The 19,960-nt window shown below is 67.4% G+C and carries 20 protein-coding genes; 9 read left to right on the plus strand and 11 right to left on the minus strand.

Annotated elements, in window-relative coordinates; all coding sequences use genetic code 11:
* Nucleotides 1-31: 31 nt before the first annotated feature.
* Complete coding sequence (map, locus tag ON21_RS18400) at nucleotides 32-895, minus strand: type I methionyl aminopeptidase (protein WP_039799427.1); 864 nt, start codon at nucleotides 893-895, stop codon at nucleotides 32-34.
* Nucleotides 896-1,108: 213 nt separating this feature from the next.
* Between map and ON21_RS18405 the strand changes: the two genes are divergently transcribed.
* Nucleotides 1,109-1,813 (plus strand): hypothetical protein, encoded by a 705-nt coding sequence (locus tag ON21_RS18405; RefSeq protein WP_157170872.1) that lies wholly within the window; start codon nucleotides 1,109-1,111, stop codon nucleotides 1,811-1,813.
* A 57-nt stretch (nucleotides 1,814-1,870) separates the two neighbouring features.
* Nucleotides 1,871-2,494, plus strand: a complete 624-nt coding sequence (locus tag ON21_RS18410) for a DUF4126 domain-containing protein (protein ID WP_039799429.1) — start codon at nucleotides 1,871-1,873, stop codon at nucleotides 2,492-2,494.
* 203 nt (nucleotides 2,495-2,697) lie between these two features.
* On the opposite strand, the gene ON21_RS18415 is transcribed toward ON21_RS18410, so the two are convergent.
* The 3 genes from ON21_RS18415 to ON21_RS18425 all read right to left on the minus strand — a co-directional run bounded on the left by ON21_RS18415 (nucleotide 2,698) and on the right by ON21_RS18425 (nucleotide 4,892).
* Nucleotides 2,698-3,057 (minus strand): DUF4254 domain-containing protein, encoded by a 360-nt coding sequence (locus ON21_RS18415; protein ID WP_039799474.1) that lies wholly within the window; start codon nucleotides 3,055-3,057, stop codon nucleotides 2,698-2,700.
* A 549-nt stretch (nucleotides 3,058-3,606) separates the two neighbouring features.
* Nucleotides 3,607-3,987 carry a DUF1304 domain-containing protein gene (locus ON21_RS18420; RefSeq protein WP_039799430.1) on the minus strand — a complete coding sequence of 127 codons (381 nt, stop codon included), beginning with the start codon at nucleotides 3,985-3,987 and terminating at the stop codon, nucleotides 3,607-3,609.
* Between the two features lie 92 nt (nucleotides 3,988-4,079).
* Nucleotides 4,080-4,892 (minus strand): amidohydrolase family protein, encoded by an 813-nt coding sequence (locus tag ON21_RS18425; RefSeq protein ID WP_039799431.1) that lies wholly within the window; start codon nucleotides 4,890-4,892, stop codon nucleotides 4,080-4,082.
* A gap of 281 nt (nucleotides 4,893-5,173) precedes the next feature.
* Between ON21_RS18425 and ON21_RS18430 the strand changes: the two genes are divergently transcribed.
* Nucleotides 5,174-8,605, plus strand: a complete 3,432-nt coding sequence (locus tag ON21_RS18430) for a serine/threonine-protein kinase (RefSeq protein WP_039799432.1) — start codon at nucleotides 5,174-5,176, stop codon at nucleotides 8,603-8,605.
* 59 nt (nucleotides 8,606-8,664) lie between these two features.
* Here ON21_RS18430 and ON21_RS18435 read toward each other — a convergent pair whose 3' ends face one another.
* The 3 genes from ON21_RS18435 to ON21_RS18445 all read right to left on the minus strand — a co-directional run bounded on the left by ON21_RS18435 (nucleotide 8,665) and on the right by ON21_RS18445 (nucleotide 12,152).
* Nucleotides 8,665-9,951, minus strand: a complete 1,287-nt coding sequence (locus ON21_RS18435) for a GGDEF domain-containing protein (protein ID WP_245562647.1) — start codon at nucleotides 9,949-9,951, stop codon at nucleotides 8,665-8,667.
* Nucleotides 9,952-10,069: 118 nt separating this feature from the next.
* The gene (locus ON21_RS18440; protein WP_039799433.1) at nucleotides 10,070-11,182 is read right to left on the minus strand and encodes a terpene synthase family protein; all 1,113 of its coding nucleotides are present in this window, start codon (nucleotides 11,180-11,182) and stop codon (nucleotides 10,070-10,072) included.
* Nucleotides 11,183-11,480: 298 nt separating this feature from the next.
* On the minus strand, nucleotides 11,481-12,152 hold the full coding sequence (locus ON21_RS18445) for a PAS and ANTAR domain-containing protein (RefSeq protein WP_039799434.1): 672 nt from the start codon (nucleotides 12,150-12,152) through the stop codon (nucleotides 11,481-11,483).
* A gap of 565 nt (nucleotides 12,153-12,717) precedes the next feature.
* Between ON21_RS18445 and ON21_RS18450 the strand changes: the two genes are divergently transcribed.
* From ON21_RS18450 to ON21_RS18460, 3 genes are all read left to right on the plus strand, one after another.
* On the plus strand, nucleotides 12,718-13,590 hold the full coding sequence (locus ON21_RS18450) for a helix-turn-helix domain-containing protein (protein WP_039799435.1): 873 nt from the start codon (nucleotides 12,718-12,720) through the stop codon (nucleotides 13,588-13,590).
* Nucleotides 13,591-13,690: 100 nt separating this feature from the next.
* Entirely contained in the window at nucleotides 13,691-15,079 is a 1,389-nt protein-coding gene (locus tag ON21_RS18455; RefSeq protein ID WP_039799436.1) for an APC family permease, read from the plus strand.
* 91 nt (nucleotides 15,080-15,170) lie between these two features.
* The gene (locus ON21_RS18460; protein ID WP_039799437.1) at nucleotides 15,171-15,668 is read left to right on the plus strand and encodes a hypothetical protein; all 498 of its coding nucleotides are present in this window, start codon (nucleotides 15,171-15,173) and stop codon (nucleotides 15,666-15,668) included.
* On the opposite strand, the gene ON21_RS18465 is transcribed toward ON21_RS18460, so the two are convergent.
* From ON21_RS18465 to ON21_RS18470, 4 genes are all read right to left on the minus strand, one after another.
* Entirely contained in the window at nucleotides 15,669-16,112 is a 444-nt protein-coding gene (locus tag ON21_RS18465) for a DUF4254 domain-containing protein (protein WP_245562648.1), read from the minus strand.
* Between the two features lie 149 nt (nucleotides 16,113-16,261).
* Complete coding sequence (locus ON21_RS38495; RefSeq protein WP_157170873.1) at nucleotides 16,262-16,615, minus strand: hypothetical protein; 354 nt, start codon at nucleotides 16,613-16,615, stop codon at nucleotides 16,262-16,264.
* Nucleotides 16,616-16,640: 25 nt separating this feature from the next.
* The gene (locus ON21_RS38500) at nucleotides 16,641-16,796 is read right to left on the minus strand and encodes a hypothetical protein (protein WP_157170874.1); all 156 of its coding nucleotides are present in this window, start codon (nucleotides 16,794-16,796) and stop codon (nucleotides 16,641-16,643) included.
* A gap of 71 nt (nucleotides 16,797-16,867) precedes the next feature.
* A complete protein-coding gene (locus tag ON21_RS18470; RefSeq protein WP_039799477.1) occupies nucleotides 16,868-17,626 on the minus strand; it encodes an SDR family oxidoreductase in 759 nt (252 codons plus the stop codon).
* A 70-nt stretch (nucleotides 17,627-17,696) separates the two neighbouring features.
* Here ON21_RS18470 and ON21_RS18475 point away from each other — a divergent pair, with 70 nt between their 5' ends.
* The 3 genes from ON21_RS18475 to ON21_RS18485 all read left to right on the plus strand — a co-directional run bounded on the left by ON21_RS18475 (nucleotide 17,697) and on the right by ON21_RS18485 (nucleotide 19,939).
* Entirely contained in the window at nucleotides 17,697-18,047 is a 351-nt protein-coding gene (locus tag ON21_RS18475) for a winged helix-turn-helix transcriptional regulator (protein WP_039799438.1), read from the plus strand.
* Between the two features lie 129 nt (nucleotides 18,048-18,176).
* A complete protein-coding gene (locus ON21_RS18480) occupies nucleotides 18,177-19,235 on the plus strand; it encodes a DNA polymerase III subunit beta family protein (protein WP_051020936.1) in 1,059 nt (352 codons plus the stop codon).
* A 227-nt stretch (nucleotides 19,236-19,462) separates the two neighbouring features.
* A complete protein-coding gene (locus tag ON21_RS18485; protein ID WP_039799479.1) occupies nucleotides 19,463-19,939 on the plus strand; it encodes a hypothetical protein in 477 nt (158 codons plus the stop codon).
* Nucleotides 19,940-19,960: the final 21 nt, after the last annotated feature.

Below are 19,960 nucleotides of genomic sequence, written 5' to 3' on the forward strand. Positions count from 1 at the left end.
GGGCCGGTCTGCCTGCGCACGGCCGGGCCGGTCACGGGAGGGTCAGGATCTCGGCCCCGGACTCGGTGACGACCAAGGTGTGCTCGAACTGCGCCGTCCACTTGCGGTCCTTGGTCACCACGGTCCAGCCGTCGTCCCAGATCTCGTAGTCGATGCCGCCGAGGTTGATCATCGGCTCGATGGTGAACGTCATGCCCGGTTCGATGACGGTCTCCACCGCGGGCTGGTCGTAGTGCAGCACCACCAGCCCGCTGTGGAAGGTCGGGCCGACGCCGTGGCCGGTGAAGTCGCGCACCACGCCGTAGCCGAACCGGTTGGCGTAGGACTCGATGACGCGGCCGATCACATTGAGCGCCCGGCCGGGCCGCACCGCTTTGATGGCCCGCATGGTGGCCTCCTCGGTCCGCTCGACCAGCAGGCGCACCTCCTCGTCGACGTCACCGGCGAGGAAGGTCTTGTTGGTGTCGCCGTGCACGCCGTCGATATAGGCGGTGACGTCGATGTTGACGATGTCACCGTCCTCGATCACGGTGGAGTCCGGGATGCCGTGGCAGATGACCTCGTTCAGCGAGGTGCAGCACGACTTCGGGAAACCCTTGTAACCGAGGGTCGACGGGTAGGCGCCGTGGTCGCACATGTACTCGTGCGCGATGCGGTCCAGCTCGTCGGTGGTGACGCCGGGCGCGACCGCCTTACCCGCCTCTTCCAGCGCCTGCGCGGCGATCTTGCCCGCGATGCGCATCTTCTCGATCGTCTCGGCGGTCTGCACCCAGGGCTCGCGCCCCTCGTTGGCGGTCCTCTTCCACGCGTATTCCGGGCGCTCGATGGTGCGCGGGACTTCGCGGGTGGGCGACAGCGTTCCGGGGACGAGGGGCTTGCGGGTGCGGACAGACATAGCGAACAGCGTAATCGGCGGACCGCGCCGATGCCGAGGGCCAGGGGACACGGGGCGGATCGAGGGGCACCGCGCTCATTGGTACACCCTCGGAACGAGTCCATCTCCGGCACGTCGGCGTAGGCGACACCCGAGCGAGTAATTCGGCCGACCGCGTCCCCGTCCACATAAGATCATCTGTCGACCGAAAGCCCTCTTCCGGTGGGAGTGAAAATGGCCACTGAACCAGCTTCTCCACCGCACCGAGACAGAAACGAAACGGCATCGTCGCCCGAGCTCCCCGCCGACCGGTCCGATGAAAACTCCACGACCGCGTCGGCCACGCAAGAGGACGTGCACCCGCGCGAGGCGGACGCGACCACCAGAAGTGGCCGCTACGCGCTCATAGCAGCCCTGTGCGCTGCACTCATCTCCAGCATCGTGTCGGCGTCGGCGGCCGTGTACGTCACGGTGAACAAGGCGGACAGAGACCAGCAACTCGCGCTGATACAGGTGACTCGCGAGAATCGCCAAAAGTCATACTACGAATTTCTCGCCAGCACTTTCGATTTCGTGGAGCAGACGGGGAAAATGGCCGGTCTTCTTCGCGTGGACAACCTCGACGGCTTCCGCTCCGCGACAATCGTTTTCAGCCAGCGCTTGAACAAGTTCATGTCCACTCTCTATGTCGCCTCCATGACATCCAGCGAAGACATGATCCACCTGTTGGCCAAATTCCCCGAAGAGACCAAAGAATTGCTGGACGAACACTACATGCCCTTCGTACAGAAACACACGACCACAACGGACGCCCCTTCCGACAGCGATGAACGGAAGCGCGACAGCGCGGCCCTCGATACGGTGCTCATGAATTTCATCAACAAGCTCGACTCCATGGTGAGCGACTTCATCGATCAGGGCCGCAAGGACCTCGGTTAGCCCGGCGACGCGATCACGCCGCCGACACCACACTCCCGATCCCCATACCATGGCCTCGTGTCCGCATTACCCCTGATCTTCACCGCGGGCTGGGCCAGCGGCGTGAACGCCTACGCGGTGGTCTTGCTCCTCGGGCTCTTGGGCCGAGTCGGAGTCGCCGATGCGGTGCCGGAAGGCTTGCAGCGCACCGATGTCCTGATCGCGGCGGCGGTGCTGTTCCTCATCGAGGCCGTGGCGGACAAGATCCCGTATCTCGACTCGTTCTGGGACGCCGTGCACACCGTGGTGCGGCCGATCTCGGGAGCCGTGGTCGCGGCGCTGCTCGCCGGACAGGACGGTTCGCTGCCACAACTCGCCGCGGGCGCGGTCGGCGGTACGGCCGCGCTGGTCAGCCACCTGGTGAAGGCCGGAACGCGCATGGCCGTCAACACTTCCCCCGAGCCCGTCAGCAACATCGTGGTCAGCACCGCCGAGGACGTGACCGTCGCCGGCGTGGTCACCCTGGCGGTGTTCCACCCCGTGGCGGCGGCAGTGGTCGCGGCGGCGCTGCTCGTCATCGGCCTGGCGCTGGTGTACTTCTGCGCGAGCCGGATCCGTCGCTATCTGCGCCGTCGGCGCGCCCGCCGCGCTGCGCGCACCGGCGACCGGATCGCAGTCGCTGAACAATTGCCACGCAGATGAGTCCGTCACGGGCGTGCCGCGCCAGTCGACCACGCGGCACGCCGGGCGGGGCGCCCCGTTGCGCCCGCCGTCACTGTGCCGGCGACAAGAGCGCCCGATTGGAGCCACTGATCGCGGGACTCGACACCGGGACGTCGCCATTCGGACGAGCGACGCTGCGGGGCAGTGTCACTATCGCGGACGAGACCACCCTCGCGACGAACTCACTGTTCGGGCAAACGGCGGCGGCCACCGGCCACGTCGGTTACCAGGTCAGTGTACCCGTCGACGAGTTCGGCCAGTTGATACCAATGTTTGTGGGTGTTGTCGCTACGCCCGCCCTCGGTGTGGATGACCTGATTGGCATCCACCCAGCTACGCGCCATCCGGTCCACCACGGCGCCCAGGCTTTCGGTGTGCAGCGAGGACCCGTTGCGATGTTGCGGGATCTCCTGCGCGACCCACTCGTTGATGTCGTCGACCAGTTCGCGACGACGACAGTCGATTTCGGCGATGAGTGCGGCGTCCACCACCTGCGCGCGGCGCTGGTGCAACTCGGCGAGCGCGTGTGCGGACCGCAGCAGTTCCCGGTCTTGGAAACGCCGTCCCTGGAAAGCACACAACAATTGCGGCGCGGTCGGTAAGGCGCCGACCGTCGGCGCGCTCACCGCCACACTCCGAGTTGACCCGACCCCAACGCTCTTTGTACCAACATGATTGGCTCTCGATTCGGTTATCCCGGCCATCGGAAGGGTTGTCACAACTAGGCTAGCTGGATCATGCACGTACAGATGCAAGAACGCAAGATTGCGTCTGCATATCTGCGGTCAAGGGCTCCTTACGCCACGTGGACGCTCAGAGCAGACCGGTCGCAACCTTTTTCGGCTCGCCGACCGAGCGCTTACGGCGCCCGGTCGGCGGTGATGAGGACCCGCGTCCGTTCCCGACTTCCGGTCATTTTCGCCGCCCGGTTACCAGCTACGGGCACGAATTCGCCCACCGCTATGGACTTTCGGTTGCCGAAAGTGTGCTACCGATCTTCCCTTGACCGGCGAAGAGCCCTTATCGGAAACACCGCCCAGTCAACCGATACTCGAGCGTCGCACCGACGCTCAGCCACTCGCCGGCTATGTTCACAACTGGGTCACAGCGGCGAGCAACATGAGCGCGGGCAGCGCGCCCTGCACCACCGCGCCCCTGGCGAACCGGCGGTCGTGCGCCACCAGCACCACCGCCGCGGCCAGCATCGACCCGCAGCCGGCGAGCACCAGCGCCCATCCCGCCTCCGGGACGGTCCGCAGGACGGCCACGCCGACCAGTGTCGTCACCGCGAGAAACAGGTTGTAGAAGCCCTGATTGAACGCCCATGGCCGAGCCGTGGGCAGTTCGGCTTCGGAAACCCGGAAGACACCCTCGTGCACCTTGGAGTCGCCGAAACGCACGGACTCCATGACGAAGATGGCGACATGGAGCACGGCGGCCGCAGCCGCCGACACCTGTACGACCCAGAGCATTCGACCTCCTCACGGTACGCGCCGGGGAATCCTATGGCCCGAGCCGCGGAACGTCGCGCAACACACGGCCGACACGCCGCCGCGCGCACCGGTCAGGCCAGCCCGAAGACCCGTCGAGCATTGCCGGCCAGATACAGCTCGCGGGTCTCGTCATCGAGACCGAGAGCGGCGAGGCCGTCGAGCGCGTGCTGCGGGAAGATCATCGGATAATTCGTGCCGAACAGCACCTTGCGGCGACCGCTCCCTGACTTCAGGTAGGACACCAGTTCCGCGGGAAGACGTTTCGTCGTGTACGCCGAGGTGTCGATGACGACGTTCTCGTGCTTGCGCGCTACCGCGATCATCTCCTCGGTCCACGGATAGCCGATGTGTCCGCAGACGATCGTCAACTCCGGGAAGTCGAGCGCGACCTGATCGATGTACGGGATGGGTCGCCCCGGCTCCGACGGGCGCAGCGGTCCCGTGTGCCCCACTTGCGTGCAGAACGGGATCCCCGACTCGACACACGCCGCGAACAGCGGATAGAAGCGCCGATCGGTCGGCGGTACCTCCCATAGCCACGGAAGCACCCGCAGCGCCTTGAATCCCTGGTCCACGCGCCTGCGCAATTCCCGCACCGCGTCCATCGGCCTGCGCAGATCCACGGACGCGACAGGAAGCAGGCGCTCCGGCTCCTCGGCCGCCCAGGCCGCGACCTCGTCGTTGGAGATGAGGACGCCTTCCGGCGCGTGCCAGGCGGAGATGAGCGCTCGGTCGACGCCGGCGGCGTCCATCGCGTCGAGCGTGAACGACAGCGGGACCTCGTCGGTCGGGATCACGGCTCCGGTCCACCGCCGCAGCGAGGCGAACATGTCGTGGGCGAGGAATCGCCGGGTCGGATGTTGCGCCCAGACGTCGATGGTCATGCGCGGATTCTGACATACGTCATAGCGACCCGGAACCCCCGCTATGACGGTCGCTATAGACAGGTTTCGCGGCAACAAACGTTGCGAGACAGCAACTTCCAGCGCGCCAGAGGCTTGTTGCCGAATCGCGGTAGCCGAGCCGGGCCGACCGCCGGGTCACCGCAATAACCCCTCCCCCACCTCACCGTCTATATCAAACGTAATAACAAAGGGTACGGTTCGCTGGGCATAAACTGGGTATCCAACCGCAGGACCACAGACATCCGACGCAGAGCAGGGCCATGGCAGGTTCGGACCCGTTCGCCACACAGCACGATCGACCTCCAGGTATCGAGCGGGAACTGGAGGGCGCGGGTCTCGACGACCCCGAAGTGATCGGCAAAGGCGGGTTCGGTGTCGTCTACCGCTGTCGGCAGCGGGCGTTGAACCGCAGCGTCGCGGTCAAGGTCCTCACCGCACGGCCGGATCTGGAACCGGAGAACGTCGAACGATTCCTGCGCGAGCAGCAGGCCATGGGCGCGCTGTCCGGGCACCCGAACATCGTGCCGATCCTGCAAGTGGGCACCACCCGCAGCGGACGCCCCTACCTCGTGATGCCGTATCACTCGCACGGTTCACTGGAGAGCCGTATCCGCCGGGAAGGCTTTCTGCCGTTACCCGAGGCTATCGGGATCACCGTCAAACTGGCCGGCGCGTTGGAGACCGCGCACCGGGCCGGGATCCTGCACCGCGATATCAAACCGGGGAATGTCCTGCTCACCGACTACGGCGAGCCGCAACTGACCGATTTCGGAATCGCCCGTGTCGAAGGCGGTTTCGAGACCACCACGGGAGTGGTGACCGGCTCGCCCGCGTTCACCGCACCGGAGGTGCTGCGCTCCGGCGTCCCGTCGGTCGCCTCGGACGTCTACGGGCTCGGCGCGACGCTGTTCGCCATGATCACCGGTCACGCGGCGTACGAGCGGCGTTCCGGCGAGCAGATCGTCGCGCAGTTCCTGCGCATCTCCGCCGACCCGCTGCCGGACCTGCGGCTGGAGGGCATCCCCGACGAGGTCGCGGCCGCCATCGAAACCAGCATGGCGCACAATCCCGCCGACCGTCCGCCCTCGGCCGCGGCGTTCGGCGAGATGCTGCGCGACATCCAGCGCGGCAACGACATGCCGGTCGAGCAGATGACCCTGCCCACCGCCGATCAGCCCGCGCCCGAAGACCTCAGCACGCGGCCGCTGACCGCCACCGCGCGTTTTCCCACCCCGCACCCCAAGACGCCGCCGACACCCGAGACCAAATTCCGCCCGGCGATGTCCACCCGGCCGCTGGTCCAGCGCGAACGTCTGATCGACGCGTTGCAGACCGAACCGCGGCCCCGCCTCGCCGTCATCCATGCCCCGGCGGGATTCGGCAAGAGCACGCTGGCGGCGCAGTGGGCCAAGCGCCTCGCCGACACCGAGAAGGTGGCGGTGGCCTGGTTGAACGTGGACCGCGACGACAACAACGTGGTCTGGTTGCTCACTCACCTGATCGAGGCGTTCAACCGGGTGAGCCCCGCGCTGGCGCCCGGCCTGGCCCCGGTTCTCGAAGAGGGCGACGTCGCCGCCGCGCGCTACGTGCTCACCACGCTGATCAACGCCATCGACGAACGCGACGAGCGGTTCGCGCTGGTGATCGATGATTGGGACCGGATCACCGATCCCGCCGCCGTCGACGCCCTGCTCTACCTGATCGACCAGGGTCCGCGGCACCTGCAGATCATCCTGACCAGCCGATCGCTGGAGGGCCTGCCGCTGGGCACCCTGCGCGTTCGCCATCAGCTCGTCGAAATCGATGCCGCCGCATTGCGTTTCGATGCCGACGAGGCACGGGACTTCCTCACCGAGCAGACCGGCCTCACCCTGGCCGACACCGAGAGCGCCGAGCTGCGCGACTACACCGAGGGCTGGGCGGCGGCTTTGCAGCTGGCCTCGCTGTCACTGCGCGAGCACCCCGATCCCGCCTCGCTGATCGCCCACCTGTCCGGGCGTCATCACGCCATCGCGGAGTACCTGGCCGAGAACGTGCTCGATACCGTCGAGCCGGAACTGCGCGAGGTCCTGCTCGCGACCTCCCTTCCCGAGCGGATCTCCGGCAGCCTCGTCACGGCGCTGACCGGGATGCCGCACGGGCAGTCCCTGCTCGAGAATCTCGAACGCCGTAACCTGTTCCTGCGCCGCGTCGACGAGAGCGGCGAATGGTTCCGCTACCACCATCTGTTCGCGGAGTTCCTGCGTCAGCGACTCGAGCGCGACCATCCCGAGCGAGTTCCCGAACTGCACTGCAAGGCGGCGGCGTGGTTCGGCGACCACAAGATGCTCAGCGAGGCCATCGACCACGCGCTGGCCGCCGACGACGGCGACATGGCCGTCGATCTCCTCGAGGCGAAATCCCGCGCTCTGGTGCAGGACGGGCAGCTCGCCACCTTCCTCGGACTGCTCGCCAAACTCCCGCCCGCCATCGCCGCCGCCCGCCCCGCGCTCCAGGTCGGTGTCGCCTGGACGCACGCGCTGCTACGGCGGCCGACCGAATTGCATGCCGCGTTGCGGCTGGTGCGGGCGTCACTGGAGAACGACCCGGCCGCCGATCCCGATCTCGCGCTCGAAGCCGACCTCATCGAGAGCGTGGAGCGCGCCTTCGGCGACCACCCGGAAGGCCTGGACGCTATCGTCGGCAAATGCCTGGGCCGGGCCGACACGTTGGGTCCGTGGGCGCTGTGCGCGGCCGCGAACCTCGCCGCGTTCTCCGCGATCAGCAAGTTCGACTACGAGCGGGCACGGGAGTGGAACGACTGGGCCACCCCCTTCTATCGGAAGAACCGCAGCACATTCACCTTGATGTACAGCCACTGCCTGGTCGGCATCGCGGCCAGGGAACAGCTCGACATCGCCACGGCGGAACACAGCTTCCGTACCGCGGTCGAGATCTCCACCACCTCGTCGGGCCCGCGGTCGTATGCCGCTCGCTTGGCCGGCGCCCTGCTCGGCGAGCTGCTCTACGAACGCGACCAGCTCGCCGCGGCCGAGCGTCTGCTCGACGAGGCGGGCAGGCTCGGGACCGAGGGCGGCCCGGTGGACCTGCTGATGGCCAACTACGCCACCGGCGCGCGGATCAAAGCCCTGCGCGGCGACTTGGCCGCCGCCGCGCGACGGCTGGACGAAGGCGCCGAGGTGGCGCGTGCCCTGAAGCTGCCGCGCCTGGCCACCCGCGTGGCCAACGAGCAGGTCCGGCTCGGCCTGACGGCCACCTACGTCACCGAACCACCGGCAGGCGAAGGCGGTATCGCCACAATGGCCGCCGAGATGCGCGAGGACTCCGCGATCCGCATGCTGCTGCGTTCAGGAGCCGCCAAAAGAGCCGCTGCCGCCGCCGCGCGCGCCGGGCAACTGCGGGATTCCATCGACGCCGAGCGACGACCACGCGCCGCGGCACAGGCATCGCTGCTGCTCGCATCCTGCCTAGCGGCATCGGGGAAGACGGAGGTGGCGAAGGACGAGTTGGCCCCGGTCGTGATCAGGTACGCCGATGCCGGTCTCATCCGGCCACTGCTCGACGAAGGTCCCTGGATCATGTCGCTGCTGCACAGCCTGAACTACGACCTGCGCGAAGGCCGCTGGGACGAGGAACGACCGATGATCCCGCCCGCGTTCCTGCACCGGTTGCTGGCCCGCCGAGAAACCTGAGCCGCTCGAACGCGGACGCCGGACGTCTTTCGGCCGCGACAGTCACGCGCCGCCGCGCACTACACCGGTTGCGGACCGAGCGAGGTGTCGGTGTCCAGAATGTGCAACACCCAGCGGCCCTTACCGTCGGCCTTCGCCCGGTAGAGGCCGGTGTCGGCCGCGTCGAGCAGCGATTCGGCATCGGCGCCCGCGACCGCGGTCACGACCGCGCCGATGCTGATCGACATGCGTAGTCGCCGGTCACCCGCCGTGATCGGGTCGACCAACGCCTCCAGCAGGCTGTTCGCCACGGTGGCCACTCGGTGGTCGCTGGCGGGGGGAGGGATCAGTGCGACGAATTCGTCCCCGCCGATGCGGGCGACCAGACACCCGGAACCGCGCACACTGTCCTGCAGGCGTCCGGCCACCGCGGTCAATATCTGGTCACCGGTGCCGTGGCCGTAGCGATCGTTGATGTGCTTGAAGCGGTCGATGTCGACGAAACACAATCCCGCCCGGTCCCCGTTGCGGGCGTCGGCGATCATCGCGTCGATCCGTTCGATGAGATGCCGCCGGTTCGGCAGGCCGGTGAGCGGATCGTGCCGGGCCTGCCGATGCAGTTCCTCGCGCATCCGGTGCTGTTCGGTGACGTCCTCGCCGACCGCGAGCAGGTAATCGCTCTCCCCCTCCGCGCCCTTGACGAAGGTGATGGCGAACGATGCCCACCCGTAACTGTCGTCGGCGCGCCGGATGCGCTGCTCCAGCTTCACCGTGCCCGCGCCGGCCGGGACCAGTTTCTCGTACACCAGCGTGCGGATGCCCTCGCGATCGTTGGGGTGTGCGAAGTCGTAGACCGACACCCCGCGCAGGCTCTCCACCGGGACTCCGATCATCTCCGCCAGACCCCGGTTGACGTCCAGCAACGTACCGTCGGTGTCACCGATGGCGATCGCGATCGCGGCGTTGTCGAACACCACGCGGAAGCGCGCGTCGTCGGATCGGTGCGCGTCGCTCACCGCGTCCTCGTCGGTGCGCCGCTGCGCTTCGTATCCCTGACCGACCTCGGCGAGCAGCGCCGCGAGCCGCCGCCCCGGCTCCGGGGCCGCCGACTGTTCGGCCAGCCCGTACAGGACCTGGGCGGACGTACTGGGCACGGCCGGGCCGAGCAGCCCCGCGGAGGCCAGCGAAGCGCCCACGCGCCGGCCGACGCTCGCGTCGAAGGGTTCGGCTTCCAAGCCGGAAACCAGCTCCTCGACCATCCCGAGCAGCACGACCTCGGGGTCCGGTACAGACGTGGACCCACCGGCGACGGCCTGCAGAGCGCGCCACCACAAGTTCGCCATCCTGGCGAGTTCGATCTGTTCCACCGCAACCCCCTCACCATTCAGGCCGGAGATAGCCCCCGACGCATCGTATCCACACATGTTCGAGACCGTCGAGTACTGCCGCCTGGAAGCATTCCCAGCATTGGTGAGGGTAGGGGCTTTACTGCAACCCGTTCTCCCGGAAAATCGACGCCCCTTTGTAGCGCAGCGTCTTCACCTGCCAGACCCAGGTCGCCTGGACGCAGGCGATCAGATCGGCGAGGTGGGTCGCGACGGTGGCCGCCAAGGCCGCATCCGTCGCGGCCAGGCGGTCGCATTGTGCGGTGGCCACCGCGCACAGTTCCCGGAACTCGGTCAGGCGCGCGCGCACGATCTCGGTGGCGCCTTGCACGGCGTCCTCCAGCGAGCATCCCGGGTGGTTCAGCAGCACCGCGGGGATCAGGTTGAAGTCCGCCAGATCGACGATGCACTCCTTCTCGAAGGAGAACACGTCGTTCATCAGCGCGCCGATCTCGACGGTGAGCACTCGCAGCCGGAGCAGATCCCCGGCCAGTCCCGTCCGCAGGATCCGCTCCCAGGGCAGGTAATCGTCCCGGCCGAACTCGCACAGCGCGATCGCCGGATACATGCCCGAGACCTGGGCCCGCAGATCGATGTACTCCGCGACGCTGAGCAGTCCACCGCGAGCGCGTGCGTTCTGGTCCTGGATGGCGGGCCGCAGGTGCGCGACGGTGGCTTCGATGAACCGGTCGAGCCAGTCCGCGTCCGCGCGGGCGGACAGCATCGTGAGGAACGCCGAGGTCGAAGTCTCCAATGGGGTGGCGTCCTGCGGCAGCGACCCCGTGCACAGGAGCGCGCACAGCCGGTCGATCGCCACCCGCGCCTGCCGCTGTTCGTCCGCGCCGAGGTGCCCGAACTTCTCCCGGCCCACGGTGTCGTTGAGCCAGAACAGGATCGCGTTGTACAGGCCGATGATCGTCATCCGCTCGGCGCTGACGGCGCCGGGATGGAGGTAGGGCGTCATGCTGTTGTAGTGCGGCCCCGCGGGCTCGAGCCAGATCCCGTGCTCGCGGCAGAAACGTTCCACCTCCGTACAGGCTTGCTCCCCGAACCGATTGGGCCGGAAGTCGCGGCAGTAATCGACGATGTCCCAGTCGGGTGTGCCGAACATCGCGCGCAACGACCACTGCCGCCCGGTCCGCAGCAAGGTCTGGTGTTGCCCGCGCATGTCGACGATCTCCCGCTCGAGTGCCGATGTGTACTCACTGACCACAACGACTCCCTCCCACTATGGTTACTTCTAATGAATTGTCTCCGACTTATCGGCAGTGGGATCGGCCGAAGGGCGAAGGTCACGCAACACTCCTGCCGTTGATGACGTTGGCGCACCAGGCATTTGACGGCGACACCACGGCAAACGGGGAGTTCGGTCCACAGCGCGACGCCGCGGCGCGAGGATCTGATGGCACATGGAGGCAAACGGCCGGTTCAGGACGTGGCGGGGCGATCCGGCACCGGAGTCGCCGGACGAACCATCCGCCGCTATCGGGTATCGGTCACCGGTGCGGCGCTCACTTCGACGCCAGGACGTCGTGCATGGTCAGCAGGAGATGGTCGAAGCGGGCCCGTTGCGCCGCAGGCCCGCCACCCATCGCGGGCACTTCGCCGACCAGTTGTTGCGCCAGCGTCCGCAGCTTGATGTTGGTTTCCTGGGAGCGCCACTGCAGCACTCGGAACGCCTGTTCGGCATTGATGCCGTAGACGACCATGAGCACGCCCTTGGCCTGCTCGATCACCGCCCGCGACTCCACCAGTTCGGGCAGCGTGTCGTCGAGGATCTCCTGCCGGTTCTCCTCGAGTGTGCCGGACACGTCGATGAAATAGCCCGCGGTGCCGACCACCGACTCCCGGTCGTCGAGCATGCGATCGGCGACGACGATGACGTGATGGGTGCGCCCGGCGGTGTCGATGACGCGGTGGCGTCCGCAGAACGGCTCACCGGTTCGCACGGCGGTGGCGACGGCCTCGGCGACGAGCGCACGATCGTCGGGATGCTTGTGCGCCAGCAGCAGCTCCGTACTGGGTCGTACAGTCCCCGCGGCGTAGCCGTATATCGCGGCCACTTCCTCCGACCATTCCCATCGCTCGTCCTCGAACCAGAAGCGGAAGCCACCCACGCTCTGCGGCGTGCCCGCGATGACGCTCTCGATCGCGGAGGCGCTTCTCAGCGCGAGGTCGTCCATCCTCGTCACGCGGTCATTATCCATCGGCGCCCCGGGGCGACGGCCGGGAACACGAGATGAAACCAAATTGTGGCAAACTCTCCGCATCCTCAAGAATCCGCCGTCTACCTGGACACCATGGCCCTATTGCTTATACATGAATTACTTGGCAATTAATCCGCAATAGGTACGCTGCCGGGGCAACCAGCACTGGCGCCGCCGACTCCCGCAGGCCGGAATCCGCGCTGGACGCGCGAGGCCGCCCAGGCGCGGCTGCCGCCCAGGACCGGCAGGCAGGGACGCCCCGCGACATCAGGTGATGACGTTCCCGCCGCCCGGAAAGCCACTCCGCGCAGTTCGGCGAGTCCCGACCCGCCTGCGCGACCGGGCAGTCGGTCCGCTTCATCCCGCGATATCGCCCACCGGCCGTCAACGCGCACGAAAACCCCGACCATAACGTGGATCACGGGAGGTAGTCTCTGTTGCTGTGCCCACACCAGGCACAGATCCGCCGCACGCAGGCCGCATTCGAGGGCGAACGTCATAACACGTTCCAGCAAGTGCGCAGACCGAAGGGGTTGAACTGATGGCAGGCAAGCGCACCGTACTGACCGTCCGGTTGCGGCGGCTGGCGGCGATGCTGCACGAGATGCGCGAGAACGCCCAGCTCAGCAAGGAAGAGGTCAGCGCGAAGACCGGGATCAACGTCACCACGCTGTACCGGATCGAGACCGCGCAGGCGCGGCCGCAGCGGCGCACCCTGATGGCGATGCTCGATCTCTACCGCATCGGCGAGGAGCAGCGCGAGGACGCGCTGGAGTTGCTGTCCGACGCGCTGAAGCCGGGCATGTCGCGCGCCTACGAGGGCAGCGTCTCGGAGGTCTACGCCGCCTACATCAACTTCGAGTCCGAGGCGTTGTCCGCGCGGCACTACCAAACCTCCTTCATTCCCGGCCTTTTGCAGACCTACGAGTACGCCACCGCCGTGATCGACACCTCGATGCCGAAGCTGGAGGCGTCGGTCATGGAGAGCAGGGCGAAGGCGAGGATGGATCGCGCCGTCAACCTGACCAAGGACGACCCGCTGGAACTGTGGGTCGTCCTGGACGAGGCCGCCATCCGCCGTACCGTCGGCGGGCACGCGGTGATGCGGGGCCAACTCGAGCGGCTGCTGCAAGAGCTCAAGCGTAAGAACGTGATCCTGCAGATCCTGCCGTTCGACGCGGGCGCGCATCCCGGCATGGCGGGCTCGTTCACCTTGCTGGACTTCCCCGACCCCGCCGATCCCGAACTGGTCTACGTCGAGGGCATCGCGGGTGACGAGCTGATCGAGGGCCACACCGAGATCCGGCGCTTCGGGGTGATATTCGATCAGCTGCGCGCCATGGCGCTGAGCCCGCGCGACTCCGCGGCCATGATCGTGGAGGCCGTGCGCCAGATGGACCGGGATGATCGGTAGCGCGCCCGCTCGCAGGTGAAATCCAGGCGAAATACGGCCCGGTGAACGACTACTCCGCGCCGTAATGGGTACCCTCGCCCTACTGCCGAGGGGAGGACGCATGTCCGAGATCACTGCGAATCCGACATCCGATTCCGGACCCGAACTCAAACGGGTGATGGGGCCGGGGTTGCTGTTGCTGTTCGTCGTCGGCGACATCCTCGGCACCGGTATCTACGCGCTCACCGGCAAGGTGGCCAACGAAGTCGGCGGGGCGGTCTGGGTGCCCTTCCTGGTGGCTTTCCTGGTCGCGCTCGTCACCGGGTTCAGCTATCTGGAACTGGTCACCAAGTACCCGCACGCCGCGGGCGCGGCCCTCTACACCCACAAGGCGTTCGGCATCCATTTCCTCACATTCATGGTGGCCTTCGCGGTGATGAGTTCCGGCATCACCTCCGCTTCCACGGCGTCGCGGGCGTTCGCGGCCAACTTCGCCGAGGCCTTCGATCTCGATCTCGGCAGCGGCACCGCGGTGACGCTGATCGCGCTGCTGTTCATGGCTGTGGTGGCGGCGATCAACCTGCGCGGGGTGAGCGAGGGCGTGAAGCTCAACGTGGTGCTCACCTGTGTGGAGCTGACCGGGCTGCTGATCGTCATCGGGATCGGCTGCTGGGCGCTGGGCGTCGGCGACGGCGACTTCTCCCGCATCGTCGAGTTCGACACCGGCGAGCGCAACGCGGTGGGCGGCGTCATCGTGGCCACGACGCTGGCGTTCTACGCGATGGTCGGTTTCGAGGACTCGGTCAACATGGCCGAGGAATGCAAGGAGCCCACCCGGATCTTCCCGAAGGTGCTGCTCGCCGGACTGATCATCACGGGCCTGATCTACGTGCTGGTGTCGATCAGCGCGGTCGCGCTCGTACCCGCCGACCAACTCGGCGAAGGCGACACCCCACTGCTGAAGGTGGTCGAGGTCGGCGCGCCCAGCTTCCCGACCCACATCTTCGCCTACATCACCATGTTCGCCGTCGCCAATTCGGCGCTGATCAACATGCTGATGGCCAGCCGGCTGATCTACGGCATGGCCCGACAAGGCGTGCTGCCCCGGCCGTTCGGCCGCGTACACCAGCGGCGCCGGACGCCTTACATCGCCATCGTCTTCACCACGCTGCTCGCGCTCGGGTTGATCCTGTTCGTCGGCGAGGTGCCCGAACTCGGCGGCACCACGGCCCTGCTGTTGCTCGCGGTGTTCACGGTGGTCAACGTCGCCGTACTGGTGCTGCGCCGGGACCCGGTTCCGCACAAGCACTTCAGGACGCCGACGCCGTTGCCCGTCGTGGGCGCGCTCAGTTGCGGCTTTCTCGTCACGCCCTTCACCGACCGCAATCCGGCGCAGTACGCCATCGCCGGCGTGCTGCTGGCCATCGGGATCGCGCTGTGGGGCCTGAACTACCTGGCCATCCGGTCTATGCGGGCACAACCGTTGGAGGACAGGTCTTCTGCGGAGTGACGGATCGAGTTGTCCCGCTGGCGATCACCTTATCGGTATGCCCGGATTCCGCAGATGACTAGTCGCCGACCGATAGGTAAGGTGGGCGCCGATGACCAGCATGGAAGCCCGTTTCGGGGATGCCACCCGGACCGTGCCCCTCCCCAACCCGTGGAATCTGACCTCTTATCTGGCCGCGGTGGCCGCACATCGCGGACGCTCGATCAGTCTGCACCCGGTGCCCAAGGCGATGTTGGCCGACACCGGCTGCGGCGGAGGCGGCTTGTGGGTGGCACGCAAGCACGACGACATCATCGTCTACGACGCCGCGGCGACCGGCCGCAACGCCGATCACGTCATCCTGCACGAGATCGGCCACATGCTCTTGGGTCACCACAAAGACCAGGAGCGCGGCGATCCGTTGCCGCCCTCGTTGGCCGTCATCCTGCCCTCGATTTCGCCGCACTCGATCGAACACGTCCTCGGCCGTGCCGAATTCGGCACTGATCGCGAGCGGGAAGCCGAGGTCTTCGCCGACATGACCATGGTGTACGCGACCCTGCCACGCCGGCGCCGCCGCTCGTTCCGGCTGTTCGGGCGGGGCCGATAGCTACCAGCGGTCGTAGCGCCCCTCAGGTAGTCGTCTCGCTCCGGCGCGGAGGTCGTCGACGAGATCCTGGTAGCCGTCGGCCAATTCGTCGATCCGGACCCACGCGTCGTAGAAGACCGATTCCGGCGCGTGCGCCAGCGCCACGAACGCCTGGGCCGCCAGCACGGCCAAGCGGTCCACGATGTGACCCACGGTCTCGGTGTGTTCGGGCGCGGCGGGCGGCGGGATCGGCGTCGCCAAGGTGACCCAGCGGTCGATGCCGCGCACGAGTTGCGCTCGGCGCCGGTCGAGTTTGTCGCACCGACTCGCGGGAGTACGTTCGCGCGTCTGATGCAGCTGCGCCAGTTCTCCGGCGGCCTCCAGCATCGGATGATCCATGTGCGGTAAGCCACGGAAGGCTGCCAGCAGGAGTTCTTTCCCCGGAATCACCCGGGCTTCGGACACCTGTTCCATTTTCTGGACCCCCAATCCCACCAGGGTGGACGCGTCTCGGTCGCGTCCTCGATGCCATGCCTCGCCGGTGTCCCGGCACTGCCCGAACATCCACATATCCCCAGCGTGACCGAGAGTGGCCCGGGGCGCGTCGAATTCGGTCACTTCCGCGCACGCGACACGCCCATTGACCGATTTATCCGGTCGCGCGCCAGCCCCCACAGCATCGGCAAACATCCAGTGACCTTGCGTTTTTCGACGATAGAGCCATCAGTCCTGGGATTATTGCCAACCAAGACGACACGCCAGTCACGCTCTGACGATGCGGGCAAACACCAACTGATGCTCACGCAACCGGGCGAACGAGGCGGTCCCGGCTTCCGGCAGGCCGCCGCCCAATACCCGGCGAGCGCGCAGACGAATGCGTCGACCGCCGCGGGGTCCACCGCGCGGGAAACCGGATGGCAGGCGATGATCGGATCCGGGTCCACACCGGCGACCGCGATCGACGCCAAGCCGCTTCCAGCTCGGCCGATTTCGTCAGGTGACGCATGGACCAACGCCGTGGCTGAATCCGCCGCGCCGGTTCTCGGCAGTGCGGACGACATCACCGAGCACCCGCTCCCCTTCCGCCCGCACCGGCTCGGGCATGTCGGCCCATCCGATCCGCGACGCAGTGTTCAGGTAGTCCACCATTTCGATCGTCCACGCCCACAGGTCGAACGCGGAGTCGCTATGCCGGAACGTCTCTACGGATCGGCTTCGTCTCAGGAAGTGATCTCTTGCGCGTCGAGGTAATCCAGACCACCGACGTAGGTCGTGTGGCCCGGATCGGCGGTGGCGACGGTGGCATCCGCGACCGCGGTGGCGAACTCCGTGACCGTGGGCAGCTCGCCGTGCTCGCGGCGCGCGGCGACAGCGTCGGGGTTCCGGCGCTCCAGCAGCTGGACGATGATCGTGCCGTCGATCATGTCGCCGGAGACGACGTGCAAGGCGATGCCCGCGTCGGACAGTTCCGGGATCATGGCGCGCAGCGCGTCCTCGCCCGCGCGCTTGCTGGCGGCGATGGGCTCGTAATCGGCGGGGACGGGTTTGCGGCCGTGGAAGTGCGCCTGATGGCTGGTCACGAACACGATCCGCGCGCCAGAGGGCATGTGTGGCAGGGCAAGCCGGACGAGCCGTTCCTGCGCGTCGCGATTGAGGGCCATCGCGTAGTCGGGCGCGGCATCGCGCTCCAGCCCACCGGAGGCGTTCAGCACCAGCACATCGAGACGGCCGAACTCCTCGACGACCCCGGCGACCAGGGCACGTGCCGAATCCGCCTCGGCGATGTCGGCGCCCGCCGTGGTGGCGCTGCCGCCCGCCTGCCGGATCGACTCCGCGAGCGCGTCGGCCCGCTTGGCCTTCTCCCGGTAGTTGATCACCACGTGGTCGCCGCGCGCCGCGAGCACCCGGGCGGTCTCCGCGCCGATCCCGCGGGAGGCGCCCGTGATCAGCACGATGCGCCGTCCGGTCCTGTCGTCCACCGTCACCCTTTCGGTCCGCCCCGGCACCCGGGCCAGTGCTTCTGTTTCAGAACCACTATGCTGGTTCTAAATGAGAAGCGCAAACGAACCGAAGCCGCCGCGGGGGCGGGACGACCCGGCGAACGCCCCGTTGCTGGCCACGATGGATCTCCTCGGCCAACGCTGGATCCTGCGCATCCTGTGGGAATTGGAACCCGACCGACTCGGCTTCCTCGAATTGCGCCGACGCATGGGCAACTGCTCCTCGAGCATGCTCTCGGTGCGCTTGCAGCACCTGCAATCCGCGGGCCTGATCGCGAAGAACCCGGACAAGTCCTACGAACTGACCACCGCGGGAATCGAACTCGGCACGGCACTCGGATCGGTCTGGGACTGGTCGCGCCGCTGGCGCGTGAGCCCCACCGAACCCGGTGCCGACTGACTCGCGCCAGGTGGCACCTCGGCGGGGTCCATGCGTTCCCGTCGGCTCCCGCCACGTGAGACCCACTATCGGGGGCTCTCTCCGCCGACGAGTTGACCTTCGAGTTGGTTGAGGCTCCATGATGGCCGGGTGGTGAGTTCGGAGTCGACAGGGTTGATCACGATCGGTGTGCTCGCGCGGGCCAGCGGGCTCACCGCGAGCGCGCTGCGGTTCTACGACGACTGCGGCCTGCTCGTTCCGGCCCGGGTCGATCCGCTGACCGGCTACCGCTACTACACCGCGGCGCAGCGGGAGCGGGCGGTGCTGATCCGGCAGTTGCGCGGCATCGATCTGCCGCTGGAGACCATCGCGGAGATTCTCGCCGGTGACACCGAGCGGGCACGGTGCCTGCTCGACCGTCACGTCGCGGAAATGGCGCGGCGAGCGGACGAGGCCGCGCGCGTCGCCGCCGTGGTCAAACAGTCGCTCGGCACCCATGTGGCGGTCGACGCGGTGGCGTTGGCCGAGGCGCTCGACCAGGTCCGCACCGCCGTGGCCCGTACCAGGGAAATACCCGTGCTGGCGGGCGTTCTCCTGGAGGCGGGCTCGAACGCGATGACCCTCACGGCCACCGATCGCTACCGGCTGTCCACGCGCACCGTGGTGGCGAACCGGCAGCGAGGCGGCGATTGGTCCGTGGTGCTCGACCCGGACGGACTCGCATCGATCACCGAGCGGTTGCGCGGCATGGACGAGGTCGTCGTCGCGCCATCCAACGACGGACTGCTTCTGACGGGAGGCGGCGCGGAACACCGATCGCCCGTCATCGAAGGTCCTTTCCCAGACCACCGCGCCTTACTGGCAGGACTCGGACCGGTGCGAACCAGAGTGGTCGTCGCTCGGCGCCTGATGCTGCCGCTTCTCGAAGAATCCGTTGACACGATGCGATTCGCGATTCAGCCGACCGAAATATCGGTATCGGCGTCCGGGGCGATGCACTGCCTGCCCGCGAAGATCACCGGCTCTGCCGTCACACTGTCGTTCGCCCCCGCGACACTGCTGCCCGCCGTCCACGCCGCCCTCGGCCCCGATCTCATGCTCGACATCATCGCCGCCGATCAGCCGGTGGTCTTACGTTCCGCCACCGACGGAGACCTCACCACCCTTGCCATGCCGGTGCGGTCCCTGCAGCACAACGCCTCCGAATAAGTCGTTCACCCCGCAGGCCGCTTACCCGCCGCAACCGCTGCGCCGCACACAACCGCGACGGCAGCGCTATCCGATCACCCCGTCTCGCGAGCGCAGCACCCACCCACGGCTGTCGATCATCCGCCGACACCACAGCCCACCGCCCGGACTCGCGCACGAAACGCCTCCGCATCCATCCGATCGCCCCTCTGAAGGAGACCCGAGTGAACCCAGCGCACGACCACACGATGAACACCATCACCGACGCCGTCGCACTCGGGCGCGAGGGCCGTCCGGACGACGCGCGGGAGGCCCTGCTCGCCGTGTGGGCCTCGCTCGGGCCGCAGGACGACCCGCTGCACCGGTGCACACTCGCCCACTATCTGGCCGACTTGTACGACGACGCCGCCGAGGCGCTCACCTGGGACATCCGGGCGCTTGACGCCGCCGACAGCCTCTCGGACGCGCGCGCCCAAACCTTCGACGGATCCCTGCGGGTGGCCGCGTTCTACCCGTCGCTGCACCTCAATCTCGCCGACGACTATCGCAGGCTCGGCTCGTTCGACGCCGCACAGCGCCAGATCGACGCCGCCCGCACGCGTCTGCACACGCTCGCCGACGACGGCTACGGCGCGACGATCCGAACGGCGGTCGACGAGGTCGAGTCGGCCATCCGCGAACGGCGCACCGAACCCCGAGCCTCGGCGCCGACCGGAGGCCGCTGAAACGCGCGCAGCCCGCACCGA

The organism is Nocardia araoensis NBRC 100135 (assembly GCF_000308435.1).
Classification (GTDB): domain Bacteria; phylum Actinomycetota; class Actinomycetes; order Mycobacteriales; family Mycobacteriaceae; genus Nocardia; species Nocardia araoensis.